Here is an 11,848-nt window from a genome sequence, read left to right as displayed (position 1 = left end):
TACTCACCCGTCCGCCGCTCGCCACCTCAGGAGTAAACTCCCTTGTGCTGCCGCTCGACTTGCATGTGTTAGGCCTGCCGCCAGCGTTCAATCTGAGCCATGATCAAACTCTTCAATTAAAAGTTTTTTGTTTAACTCGCGTTAAACGACTCAATGAATTCTACTGTTTTGATTCGCTTTGCTCACTAAGAAGCATCGCGTTTCAATTCATACATTACTGTATGTACATATTGCTATGAACACTCATTCATTGATTTAATTCTTTGATTACTCGCCAAACGGCAGAGTAATTTCGATTAACTCAATACCTGTGAGTGTCCACACAGATTTCTTGTTTAGATTGTTAAAGAGCATTTGACCATTCACTTCGCGTTACCGCTCAGCGGGTCAGGGCTGACTCACATCAGCTCAGGGTCGTGCATTCTACGCATTTCCCTTGTCGCGTCAAGGCGTTTTTGCAAACTTCTTGAGGCTTTCGAATCAACTGCACATTTTGCATTCGATTCGCACTGTCACCGCGCTTGCTTTCGCTGTCTGCCGTGTCAGTGGATGCGCATTATAGGCAGCAGAACTTTTTACGCAAGGGCTTTTTTCAGGTTTTTTGCATTATTTTTCAAATCACTTTTTACACCCAAACTAGGCACAAGCTACCCACCACTTATTCCCAAAGTTATCCACAATCGCTGCATTTATCATCACTTCATGCCATCAAAATCATTAATAAAAGCGGTTCATCGCTCGATTGAAACGTACCGCTTAAGCAAAAAAGGAATAAAAGATGAAAGTCGGCAATTAGAATTTGAGAACAAAGAGAGGAAATAGCGACCTTATACTTATATAGCTACATAAAAGTATAAGGTCGTGCAACGCGGCTAAATTGTGGCGTTAGTTAGCACTCCACAATAGCTGGCCGCAATCGGTAAGATCGTATCCGCCTAACAACGCTGCCATTTGGCGTGTATACCCGCTGCTTAACATAGTAAAGAGTTGTTGCAGTTGTCTGCGGAAGTAGATGCTTTGTGGCATCACAAAGTCGAAGGACTCTTTGACAAGTGGCACGAAGCTTAAACCACTTTCCAAGGCTACGGATTGGCAACCAAAACCAATGTCGGCATCACCCCGTGCTATATATCCTGCAAGTTCACGCTCGCTGTAGGCTGTTAGCACAACATTGAGTTGATCTAAACGTGCCCCTTGCTTTAATAGCCATTGTTCTAAATGTTGTTGGCTCCCTGCGCCACCTTGGCGACTGACCCAGCGCCAGGGTAAGGTGAGTACCTTGTCTTCTTCTTGGCATCTGTGGTGCATATCGGTTCGCATGATCAAACCTTGCTGGCGAGAATAGCCATGGACCATGATCCATTGCTGATGGTTCTGATAACCTTTGAGTAAGGCTGGATGGCGGATATTTCTATCCTCCATGCTGCCCCAGTGCAGAGTACAGACGTCAGCATAACCCTTTGCTAAAAGCTCTAACCCGAGGCGCGAGCCTGTTGCACTGTAACTGATCAGCTCACGACTACCAACCTGCGCCATTAAGCGTGCGACCAACATAGAAAGCAGAGGATCATCACTGCCAGTGATCAAGAGTCGATCTGTTAACATGCCGCTATGGCAAGAGTCCATCACCCAGCGATCAATTAGCACCTTAGGGAATAGCCATTTACCGGTGATTTTCGTTGCTGGCAGAATTCGGTCATTCGCCATGGCGTAGACCTTCTTCTCGTTCAGATCTAAATACTCAGCAACCTGCTTCGCGCTCATGTAAATCAATTCACTGGCGGATGTCATCTTATGTCCTTGTCGTCCTGTCTCTCTGAGTTCAAGCAATACCATTTATCGCGGCATTAGTTGCCTGACGGGGTATTCACATCAAATTCGAGATTTTCACTACCGTGATAGATCAAAAAGTGGCGCCCTTTCGCTCGGGCAATAATAGTGATGCCCAGCTGTTGAGCCAGTTCTAAACCCATTTGTGTCACGCCACTGCGCGACAGCAATACGGGGATCCCCATTTTGGCGACCTTAATCACCATCTCCGAGGTGAGTCGTCCCGTGGTGTAGAAAATTTTGTTATCGCCCCGATCCTGTGCCAACCACATATCACCCGCTAAGGTATCCACGGCATTGTGGCGTCCCACATCTTCCACAAAGGCAAGGATCTGGTCGTTCTCGCAAACACCACAGCCATGAACGGCGCCGGCATTCTTATAAGTGTCATTATATTCATTGATATTTTTAAGCAAACTGTAGAGCGTACTTTGCTTGAGGCTTGGTGTGGGCAGCTGGATATCATCCAAATCCTGCATAAAACTGCCATATACAGTCCCCTGACCACAGCCAGAGGTGACCGTTTTCTCCGATAACTTTTGCTCGATATCGGCAGTTTGCTCACGGGTTAACACGGCGGCGGAGTTCACATCCCAATCGACAATCACTGAGTCCAACTGACTTACATCGGAAATAAATCCTTGATTTTTAAGATAGCCTAACGCAAGCGACTCGGGTTTAGCCCCTAAGGTCATCAAGGTCACAATCGGACGCCAGTTCAGGTAAACCGTTAAAGGTCGCTCACAGGCAACATGCTTATCGATCACTTCGCCCGATTCGTCTACGGCTTTGACGGCAATCGTTAGCGGCACTTCAGCCTGGGTTTTCACGAAAGTGAAGGCTGGTTTCGCTGGCGATGGATGGTCATTGGGCAGTGCTTGCTGAGCAATAATAGAACTATTATCAGAAATCATAATGTTACCGCTTTACGTGTGATGGCATCAGCATAGCAATATTTATACCTAGGTATGAAACTCTGGGCTAAATGCGTGATCCGTCGCAATTATGAATATTCCAGTGGGCGTAAATGTCCCAGACAAAATGACCCATTAGACAAAATGTCCTAAATTTACCCTTATTTTGATGATCCACCTCAAACAAATACCCCCTGTTTAATGGCATTAATATTGCAGTGACCTTTTATCGCAATCAGTAGGGGAAAGAGAACCGTTCGCTCAGGTTCGCCCCTCTCGGCTGAAACGGAGAGACAATGCAACATACCACTAGTGTTTGGCCAATGTACGTTTCGCTCAAAAAAGTAGAGAAACAAATGGGTCGTTGGACCTCAGTACAATGGGAAATCGATCATCTACTGCCCGCCACCCACGAAGCTCCCGAAGGCGCAACCTTAGTACTGCTAGAACTGCACAAAGATGAACGCGCCAGTTATCGCATCAACCTCGACATGGATAATGCCATGCTGTACTTGGTCTGCGATGAAATGGCAGACGGCACTTGGGTACCCGCGTTACTCTCGGCAGATCAAAACGTGGCGGCAGGCTGCCTTGAAGGCAACACCCCCGTTATCAACATGCTGATGCCAGAGGCGATCGCCTGCTGGATTGAAGCCTTTATCACCCAATACGGCGAAGTTGAAATCGCCGCATATCGCCGCAAGCATGTCGACCACCGTAAAAACCAAGGCCCTAGCCACGACCCACTGCGGAGGGACTAATGGCTGACTCAACCCCTAAGGCTAACGGCTTTTTTAGCCGTTGGAGCCAGCGCCGTGAGCAGGTCGCCGCCGAAGAAGCCGCACTTGCAGCTCAAACGGCCGAAAAAACCGCGGAAGCACACTTAAATACCACAACTGAGCCCACTGTGGTTGAGCCTGCCGCGCCGACTTCTGAACCTCAGAATACCTTCCCACAAACCGATGAGGATCCCAACCGCCTCCTCACCGCGGAAGAGTTGCCCAATCCCGAAGAAATTGAGATTGGCGGCAGCTTTGCTAAGTTTATGGGAGCCAATGTTGACCCAGCGGCCAAAACGGCGGCGCTACGAGCCTTGTGGAAACAGCCCCATTTCAATGAGATAGATGGTCTCTTGGAATATGCGCTCGACTACAGTAATCAGCCCAAGCTGACGCCAGAGGTGTCCGCCGAGTTAGCCCAAAAAGTATTCCGTTTTATCACCAAAGAGAATGAAGAGTCAGACGAAGATCCGACCTCAATCCCCAGCGATGCGGTGGTGAATACAGAAAATGCAATGGAATCAAAAAACAGTGATGTCGAAACCGAATTAGCAAACACTCAGATCACGGACAATTTGGATGGGGAGACTGATGACCTACCCCAAAATGCACCAGAGCCAGTCGCTCAGATGCAAAAGCCTGTTGTTTAATGTCAGTTTAGCTAATTTTTATGTCCATAACTTTGGTATGTGAATTGCTGTACTAAGGGATAAAAACTTAGATAAAAGCAGAAAAGGCAAGGACTTAGTCTCAAATTACCGCCTAAATCTGCAGCAAAACAGCTATAAAAGAGCAGCCAAAGTACTGTTCAGGAACGCAATGTGAGCACTCATTTGATGACCAATCAAACCCAGCTTGCGCTAAAACAAGCGCGGCAAAATGTGTTAGCCCAAACGCAGATTTTACAGAATCTGATCCCGCCAACAGTGAGCTACACCACTGAAGGCACTGTGCTAATTATTGGCCCTGAGGATCTGGCACGCCTCGCGGCGGACAAATTGTCCACTATGGCGAGCCGTGTGATTTTGGCTAACGAAGCGATTACCCGCCAAGATGAAACCCACCTTGAACAGGTGATGGCTGCGGCGACGGATGTCGAAAGCTACTACAACAAACTCATTGGCATTAAAGGATTTTTAGGTCAATTCCAAGTCAGCGTCGAGCATCAAAATGGCGCGGCTGAATTGAGTGTTGTCGCCATTCGTAAACCTCATTTTGATTTGATCCTCGATTTAAGCAGCACACCTTGCTTGAATTTAGAAATGCTGCCGCCGGGCTATTTCTATGTCGGTCAAGACCAAGCCAAACTGGCCGATGCGCTGGAGCAACTGCCCGAACTGGTGGGCCAGTTTGATAAACCCCGTTACGTTAAAATTAATGCCGATCTGTGCGCCCATGATCGTAATGGCATCAACGGTTGTAACCGTTGCCTCAATTTCTGCCCCGCCGATGCGATTAGCAGTGTTGCGAAGAAAATTGAGGTCGACCCTTACCTCTGCCACGGCGCTGGCAGCTGTGCGAACGCCTGCCCAACGGGTGCGATTGGTTATGACTTACCGACGCCACAGGCATTGCATTCTTACCTGAATAAAATTATCAACCGTTACCGCGAACAAGCCCAAACCGCACCTGTGATCCTGTTCCACGACAACGCGGTTGGTGCAAGCTTGATAGGTGACGACTTAGCCGGGGATGTGCTCCCTGTCGCCCTCGAAGAAATCACCGTTGCCAGCATTGACCATTGGTTAGCTTCACTGGCTTGGGGCGCACGCCAAGTGTTAATCCTCAATACCGAGGCAACCGCCCCTACGCTCACACAAATGTTGAAAGGTGAACTGGCTTTAGCCAACAACATTTTAGATGAAATGGGCCAACCGCAGCGCTTGAGTCTTATCGACCCAAGCATGCTGGCGAATTTGGAGCCTCTGCTCGACATCAGCCTCGATTGGCCAGTGATTGTGCCCGGCGCTTTTGCGTCCACCAGCAAACGTAACACTCTGTTTGATGCGATTGACCATCTAAACAGCCAAGCGGGTGAAATCAACAGCTGTTTGAGTATCAACAACGTTCCCTACGGCAACGTCAGCGTCAATGTCGAGAAATGTACCTTGTGTATGTCCTGTGTAGCGATTTGCCCCACCATGGCATTGCAAGATGGTGGCGACAAACCTGCACTACACTTTATTGAACAAAACTGTGTGCAATGTGGCTTGTGTGAGGCGGCTTGCCCTGAAAAGGTCATCAGCCTGACGCCACAAATTAACTTTGATAAAGCTGCTCGTCAGCAATTACAAACCCTGAAAGAAGAAGCCCCGTTCGAATGTATTCGCTGCGGCTCTCCTTTTGCGACCCAATCTATGGTGCATCGGATGCTGGATATGGTCGGCGCGCACAGCGCATTCTCAGCCAATATTGAACGACTGAAAATGTGTGGCGATTGCCGGGTAAAAGACATGTTTGAAGACATTCTTCAAGATCCTGAAAAGCAACTGCGATAAGAGATCCGCTATGACCGAATCAGTAAGACAAGTATCAGAAAACGATCAGTTGAGAGCCGATATCTATCAACTGTTGGCCGCCCTGTTGCGTCGCCATCCAAGCCCTGAACTACTGCAATTTTTGGCCAATCTTGAAATCGATGCCAATGAAGACAATGAGATGACCAAGGCATGGTTATCCCTGCAATTAGCGGCGCAGCAGTTCAGCAGTGAACAATTAGAAGATGAGTATTTTGCCCTGTTCCTCGGTGTGGGTTGTGGCGAAATTCTGCCCTATGGTAGCTGGTTTATGACAGGCTCACTGATGGATAAGCCCCTGGCTCTGCTACGCCAAGACTTAATGCAACTCGGTTTTGAACGTGAAGAAAACGTCAAAGAACCCGAGGATCATGTAGCCGCTCTGTGCGAAGTCATGGGTACACTTATCCTCGAAGCACCAGGCTACCGTCAGCTGGCGTTCTATCAGCGCCACATGGGCAGTTGGATTCAGCGCTTCTGCGACGCCGTCAGCAAAGCCCCGAGCGCAGCGTTTTATGCCACGGTTGCCCATCTTGCTAAGGCGTTTTTCGAGATGGAAGCCACCGAATTTGAACAACTGAGTTTAGACATTCCCGTCAATTGCCCCGGCAGTGCGGAGCTACAACCCGCCGCCAGCGATTTAGAAAAACAAGTGGAATTAATGAACTAAACTTAAAACGGTTAGCGATACGCAGATTCAATGCCTGTCGCGTTTTAGTTGGATAGGCAAAGGTGGACTTAAGGTTCACCTTTGCCACAAAAAGGAAGCTTAGGCTTCCACAGTAACCGAGGTGGTCGTGGTATGCATCACCTCACCCAGTAACACAAGGAGACACTATGAAGAAGCAAGCTTCCGACATGGGCCGTCGTCAATTGCTCAAAGCATTGGCACTCGGCAGTGCGGCTGGCGCGGTTGCGACTGTCAGTAGCCAAGCTCTGGCTGCGACCCCAACAGTTGCCCCAAGCGAAACTAAGAGTGACAGCTATCGCGAAACCGACCATATCCGTAACTACTATGCGTCGTTGAACAACTAACCAGAGGAGTGTGTGTGATGCGATTAACCCGCAAAACAGACCAAGTCGTCGAGCCTAAAGTGCCCGCCCTCGGTCTTAATCGTCGCCAATTCTTAAAATCTGCAGGTCTTGCCACTGGTGGTATCGCCGCCGCGTCTATGCTTGGCACAGGTATGATGCGTAAAGCACAGGCGCAGGAACATATCCCCCATAATGCACCGACTGAAGTCAAACGTACCATTTGCTCTCACTGCGCTGTGGGTTGTGGTATCTATGCTGAAGTGCAAAACGGTGTGTGGACAGGTCAAGAACCCGCGTTCGATCATCCATTTAACCAAGGCGGCCACTGCGCGAAAGGGGCTGCACTGCGTGAACACGGCCACGGTGAAAAACGCCTGAAATACCCAATGAAGTTAGAAGGCGGTAAGTGGAAAAAGATCTCTTGGGATCAAGCCATCAATGAAGTGGGCGATAAAATGACTGCGATTCGTCAAGAATCCGGTCCAGACTCTATCTACTTTATGGGTAGTGCTAAGTTCTCTAACGAACAGGCTTATTTATATCGCAAACTCGCGGCACTGTGGGGCACAAACAACGTCGACCACTCAGCCCGTATTTGTCACTCTACCACGGTAGCCGGTGTTGCTAACACTTGGGGCTACGGTGCGCAAACCAACTCGTTAAACGATATCCGCAACTCTAAGTGCGTCATGTTTGTGGGTTCAAACCCAAGTGAAGCGCACCCAGTCGCCATGCAACACATTTTGGTGGCAAAAGAGCGCGGCGCTAAGATTATCGTTGTTGATCCACGTTTCACCCGTACTGCAGCTAAGTCTGACGAGTACGTGCATATCCGCCCAGGTACCGATATCCCCTTCATCTATGGTCTGTTATGGCACATTTTTGAAAACGGCTGGGAAGATAAAGAGTTCATCAATCAACGTGTATACGGCATGGAACGTATTCGCGATGAAGTGAAAAAATATACCCCTGAAGAAGTCGAAAACGTTGCAGGCGTGCCTAAGGCGCAAATGTACCGTATCGCTAAAATGTTAGCAGAGACCAAACCAGGCACTATCGTATGGTGTATGGGCGGTACTCAGCACCACGTCGGTAACGCCAACACTCGTTCATACTGTATTTTACAGTTAGCGCTGGGCAACATGGGCGTATCTGGCGGCGGTACCAACATTTTCCGCGGTCACGATAACGTGCAAGGCGCGACTGACTTTGGTCTGTTATTCGACAACTTACCCGGTTACTACGGCTTAACCTCAGGCGCTTGGGCTCACTGGTCTGGCGTTTGGGACTTAGATCCAAAATGGGTTGCAGGCCGTTTCGACCAAGGCGAATACTTAGGTCAAACCCCACAAACCTCAACGGGTATCCCCTGCTCTCGCTGGCACGATGGTGTACTCGAAGATAAAACCAAGATCGCGCAGAAGGACAATATCCGTCTGGCGTTCTTCTGGGGTCAATCAGTTAACACCGAAACCCGTGGCCGTGAAGTGCGTGAAGCGCTGAACAAGTTAGATACAGTGGTCGTTGTTGACCCAATCCCAACTATGGCCGGTGTGATGCACCAGCGTAAAGATGGGGTATATCTACTCCCTGCGGCGACCCAATTTGAAACCTACGGCTCAGTGTCTGCCACTAACCGTTCGATTCAATGGCGCTCTAAAGTCATCGAGCCACTGTTTGAGTCTCTGCCTGACCACGTGATCATGTACAAACTGGCGAAAAAGCTGGGTATCGAAAAAGAATTCTGTAAGCACATCCAAGTCAATGGCGAAGAGCCATTAATTGAAGATGTGACTCGCGAGTTCAACAAAGGTATGTGGACCGTCGGTTACACAGGTCAAAGCCCAGAACGTTTGAAAATGCACCAAGAAAACTGGGGCACTTTCGATGTAAACAGTCTGACCGCACCGGGCGGCCCAGCTAAAGGCGAAGTCTACGGCTTACCTTGGCCATGTTGGGGTACGCCAGAAATGAAACACCCTGGTACCCAAATTCTTTACGATCAATCTAAAGAAGTGAAAGACGGCGGCGGTACTTTCCGTGCCCGTTATGGTGTTGAACACAATGGCGTTAGCATTCTTGCCGACGGTTCATTCTCTAAAGGCAGTGAAATTCAAGATGGTTATCCTGAGTTTACCGCCGACATGCTCAAGCAATTGGGTTGGTGGGATGACTTAACCGAAGACGAGAAGAAACTGGCCGAAGGCAAAAACTGGAAGACAGACCTGTCTGGCGGTATCCAACGTGTTGCAATCAAGCACGGCTGTATTCCTTTCGGTAACGCGAAAGCACGTTGTATCGTGTGGACTTTCCCAGACGATATCCCGCTGCACCGCGAGCCACTCTACACTCCTCGTCGTGACTTAGTCGCTAAATACCCAACCTACGAAGACCGTATGGTTGCGCGTCTACCGACTCTGTATAAGTCAATTCAGGATAAGGACTTTACCCAAGGCTTCCCACTGACACTGACCTCTGGTCGTTTAGTGGAATACGAAGGTGGTGGTGAAGAATCTCGTTCTAACCCTTGGTTGGCCGAGCTACAACAAGAAATGTTTATCGAAATGAACCCGGCAGACGCTGCTGACCGTGGTATCCGTGACGGTGACAATGTCTTTGTTCATAGTCCTGAAGGTGCCAAGATCACAGTGAAGGCAATGGTGACACCACGGGTTGTTCCGGGTGAATGTTTTATGCCATACCACTTCGCCGGTATCTTCGAAGGTGAAAACCTCGCGAAGAATTACCCAGAAGGTACAGTACCTTATGTACAAGGTGAATCGGCAAACACCATTTTAACTTACGGCTATGACGTTGTGACTCAGATGCAAGAAACTAAGTCCAGCCTTTGCCAAGTTAGCAAAGCCTAACCTACTTGATGAGGAGATAAGCCATTATGGCAGTCATGAAATTTTTGTGTGACACCAAACGCTGCATCGAGTGTAACGGCTGCGTCACAGCATGTAAAAACGAAAACGACTCCGCACTTGAGTGGGGTATTCAACGTCGCCGCGTGGTGACGATTAACGATGGTCAACCGGGTGAAGCATCGATTTCAGTAGCATGTATGCACTGTACCGACGCTCCTTGCATGGCCGTATGTCCGGCAGATTGTTTCTACCGTACCGACGATGGCATTGTGCTACACAACAAAGATACCTGTATCGGTTGTGGCTACTGCTTCTATGCCTGTCCGTTTGGTGCACCACAATTTCCGAAGAAAACCGCCTTCGGTAGCCGCGGTAAAATGGACAAGTGTACTTTCTGTGCCGGTGGCCCAGAAGAAACCTTCTCCGAAGCCGAGCACAAGAAATACGGTGCAAACCGTATTGCTGAAGGCAAGCTACCTATGTGTGCTGAGCTTTGTTCAACCAAAGCGCTGCTTGCGGGTGATGCGGAAGTGGTATCAAACATCTACCGTCAACGTATGGCCTCTCGAGGCAATCCTAACGTGATTTGGGGCTACAACCCAAAGACCGGTGAGATTAACTAAGCAGAGTGAAGGTTAGGGAGTCATCCCTAACCTCTGGCAAGGAGTGAAAATGTTAAACAAACAGTTAAACAAATCACTGCGCAGTCTGTTTGCTCTGATGGTACTCGTGATGGGATTGGGCCTAGGTTCAGTAATGAGCGCAAGCCCAGTACAGGCAAGTGATCAGCAATCGAGTCAACAACAGGCGAAAGCGCAAACCAGCGAAGCCGATCTGTGGCGCGCGGTAAAGTCGGGTGAAACTGGCTATACCACAGCCAAAGGGGTCGAAACTGGGGTGTTGATTAACGTTGCCGGTAACCAAGGTAAAGAACTGAGAAACCAATACATTACCCCGATTATGGCCCTAGCTGTAACGGGTGTGTTTGGTGCTTTCTTACTGTTTTACTTGGTGAATGGTCCTTCAAGACTCAGCCACGGCTTTTCAGGCAAGATGGTGGCTCGTTGGTCTAAAGCGGATCTGTGGATCCACTGGATCATGGCAATTAGCTGTCTCACGCTGATGTTTACCGGCTTAACCATTATGCTCGGTAAGCATGTCGTGCAAGAGCTGCTAGGGCCCGACATCTGGGCACCGCTGATCTACGGCAGTAAAACCGTGCACGACTGGGCTGGCCCCATCTTTATCATGGCGTGGATTGTCTGCGTGGTGAAATGGATGCCGCTACAAACCTTTAAGATGTACGATCTTAAATGGTTCCTTGTGGTCGGTGGCTATATCAACTTTGGCCCATTCAAAGGCAAACACCCTGACAGTGGTTTTGCTAACGCCGGTGAAAAAATGTGGTTCTGGACACTGACCCTATTCGGGCTGTTTATCAGTGTGTCTGGCATCATGTTGGTATTGCCCGGCTTAGATCTGCCCCGTGAAGCCTCGATGGGCGCGCTGCTGATCCACTCGATCAGTGCCGTTATCCTGATTGCCTTTACCATAGTGCATATCTGGATGGCGACCGTACTCAGTGAAGGCGGTATGGAGTGTATGAAGTCAGGCTATTGTGATGAGAACTGGGCAATCCAGCACCACAATTTATGGTATGACGAAATCAAAGCTAACGGCAGTCTGCGTTATAAAGACTAACTAAAGCCTAATGCTTTACCCCAATAAAAACACCTCGCACTGCGGGGTGTTTTTTTACCTAGAACTCAAACAACAACTCATTAACAAGCGTTTCATTTTCATCCGAAAATTGACCCATTTTTGCGTGCTCACACAAGTGCCGAAACCATGAGCGAGTTAACGCTTTTGCATCAGCGCGCCAGCCTGTCCGGCTGCAAACTGTT

10 protein-coding genes and 1 rRNA gene are annotated in these 11,848 nt (G+C 49.0%); 8 read left to right on the top strand and 3 right to left on the bottom strand.

Annotated features, from left to right (window positions below):
- From CBX96_RS11485 to CBX96_RS11475, 3 genes are all read right to left on the bottom strand, one after another.
- Positions 1-119: ribosomal RNA gene (locus CBX96_RS11485) — 16S ribosomal RNA — on the bottom strand; the annotation flags it as partial.
- A 766-nt stretch (positions 120-885) separates the two neighbouring features.
- Entirely contained in the window at positions 886-1,791 is a 906-nt protein-coding gene (locus CBX96_RS11480; RefSeq protein WP_109286778.1) for a helix-turn-helix transcriptional regulator, read from the bottom strand.
- A 56-nt stretch (positions 1,792-1,847) separates the two neighbouring features.
- A complete protein-coding gene (locus tag CBX96_RS11475) occupies positions 1,848-2,744 on the bottom strand; it encodes a formate dehydrogenase accessory sulfurtransferase FdhD (protein ID WP_109286777.1) in 897 nt (298 codons plus the stop codon).
- Between the two features lie 296 nt (positions 2,745-3,040).
- Here CBX96_RS11475 and CBX96_RS11470 point away from each other — a divergent pair, with 296 nt between their 5' ends.
- The 8 genes from CBX96_RS11470 to CBX96_RS11435 all read left to right on the top strand — a co-directional run bounded on the left by CBX96_RS11470 (position 3,041) and on the right by CBX96_RS11435 (position 11,645).
- On the top strand, positions 3,041-3,505 hold the full coding sequence (locus CBX96_RS11470; protein WP_039976978.1) for a DUF3305 domain-containing protein: 465 nt from the start codon (positions 3,041-3,043) through the stop codon (positions 3,503-3,505).
- A complete protein-coding gene (locus CBX96_RS11465; RefSeq protein WP_109286776.1) occupies positions 3,505-4,173 on the top strand; it encodes a DUF3306 domain-containing protein in 669 nt (222 codons plus the stop codon). Before CBX96_RS11470 ends, CBX96_RS11465 begins: the two co-directional genes overlap by 1 nt.
- A gap of 186 nt (positions 4,174-4,359) precedes the next feature.
- Positions 4,360-6,021: a 4Fe-4S binding protein gene (locus tag CBX96_RS11460; protein WP_181382194.1), complete on the top strand. Its 1,662-nt coding sequence runs from the start codon at positions 4,360-4,362 to the stop codon at positions 6,019-6,021.
- 10 nt (positions 6,022-6,031) lie between these two features.
- On the top strand, positions 6,032-6,709 hold the full coding sequence (locus tag CBX96_RS11455; protein WP_089068735.1) for a molecular chaperone: 678 nt from the start codon (positions 6,032-6,034) through the stop codon (positions 6,707-6,709).
- Between the two features lie 167 nt (positions 6,710-6,876).
- Complete coding sequence (locus tag CBX96_RS11450) at positions 6,877-7,074, top strand: twin-arginine translocation signal domain-containing protein (RefSeq protein ID WP_023265401.1); 198 nt, start codon at positions 6,877-6,879, stop codon at positions 7,072-7,074.
- Positions 7,075-7,091: 17 nt separating this feature from the next.
- Entirely contained in the window at positions 7,092-9,944 is a 2,853-nt protein-coding gene (locus CBX96_RS11445) for a molybdopterin-dependent oxidoreductase (RefSeq protein ID WP_109286774.1), read from the top strand.
- A gap of 26 nt (positions 9,945-9,970) precedes the next feature.
- On the top strand, positions 9,971-10,567 hold the full coding sequence (gene fdh3B, locus CBX96_RS11440) for a formate dehydrogenase FDH3 subunit beta (RefSeq protein ID WP_007651894.1): 597 nt from the start codon (positions 9,971-9,973) through the stop codon (positions 10,565-10,567).
- Between the two features lie 49 nt (positions 10,568-10,616).
- Positions 10,617-11,645, top strand: coding sequence for a formate dehydrogenase subunit gamma (locus CBX96_RS11435; protein WP_011624443.1), 1,029 nt, complete (start codon positions 10,617-10,619; stop codon positions 11,643-11,645).
- The last annotated feature ends 203 nt before the right edge of the window (positions 11,646-11,848 follow it).

Source organism: Shewanella sp. BC20, from assembly GCF_003129585.1.
GTDB classification, from domain to species: domain Bacteria; phylum Pseudomonadota; class Gammaproteobacteria; order Enterobacterales; family Shewanellaceae; genus Shewanella; species Shewanella seohaensis.
Note: the sequence above shows the minus strand (reverse complement) of the source record. Positions and strands in the feature narration are given on the sequence as shown.